Source organism: Stenotrophomonas sp. 01N47 (assembly GCF_056399165.1).
This window is the reverse complement of sequence record NZ_JBFTQU010000065.1, coordinates 1-431: the sequence shown is the minus strand read 5'-3', so window position 1 is coordinate 431 and position 431 is coordinate 1. Positions and strand designations below refer to the sequence as shown.

Genomic DNA, 431 nt, shown 5'->3' with positions numbered 1-431 from the left:
GCATGCCTTCCTGCCAAATGACTTTATGGGCATTCATGTTCAGTCATCCGCCTTGGCGAGCGTTTCATGGGTGTTGCGGATGCCGGCCTGATCGAGGGTCAGGTCAGCCGCGGTGACTTGCACCGGAGTGATTTGCACGGTGTAGCGCCACTTGGTTTCCGGCAGGTCGCGGTAGGCGGCGAGCACGCCAACGTAACGGCTGCCCTCTTCCACGCTGAGCTTGAGCTCGACGGTTTCGCCTGGGCGCAGTTCCAGTTCTTCGCTGGCCACCAGGTCCGGGGCCAGGGATTCCTTGGCGCGTTCGTAGAGGCTGAAGAAATCAGCGTTCTCGAAGGCCACCGGGTGCTTGAGCTCGAACAGGCGCACGACGATCGGCGATGGACGACCGTTGAGGTCCGGGTTCAATTGATCGCTGGCGGTCAGCTTCAGGT

1 protein-coding gene is annotated in these 431 nt (G+C 61.3%); it reads right to left on the bottom strand.

Annotated features, from left to right (window positions below):
• Positions 1-39 precede the first annotated feature (39 nt).
• A partial coding sequence (gene tssJ, locus AC1DKR_RS21235; RefSeq protein WP_478035136.1) for a type VI secretion system lipoprotein TssJ occupies positions 40-431 on the bottom strand: 392 nt, incomplete at its 5' end.